This is a genomic window from Planctopirus hydrillae (genome assembly GCF_001707835.1).
Lineage (GTDB): Bacteria > Planctomycetota > Planctomycetia > Planctomycetales > Planctomycetaceae > Planctopirus > Planctopirus hydrillae.
In genome coordinates, this window is sequence record NZ_LYDR01000083.1 from 1 (window position 1) to 308 (window position 308).

Below are 308 nucleotides of genomic sequence, written 5' to 3' on the forward strand. Positions count from 1 at the left end.
ACCAGATGCGGTACCACCAGCCCCACAAAGCCAATCATGCCCGCGGCGGCTACAGCAGCCCCAACGCCAAGCGCGGTACAGAACACGAGCTCGCGCTTGAGCCCTTCAACATTAATGCCAAGGTGATTGGCCTCCGACTCACCGAGCAACAAGGCATTCAGCGCCTTGGCACGGTGCGGCAACCAGAGCGCCACCCCCGCACTCACCAGTAACAAGGGCCACAACCGCGAATAGCTGGCGCCATTGAGGCTGCCCAGGTTCCAGAACGCAAGGGTGCGCAGTGTGGCGTCGTCGGCCAGGTAAGTGAA

Annotated in this window: 1 protein-coding gene; it reads right to left on the minus strand. The window is 62.0% G+C overall.

What is annotated here, in order from left to right; genetic code table 11:
- A partial coding sequence (locus A6X21_RS10770) for an iron chelate uptake ABC transporter family permease subunit (RefSeq protein WP_165603760.1) occupies positions 1 to 308 on the minus strand: 308 nt, incomplete at both ends.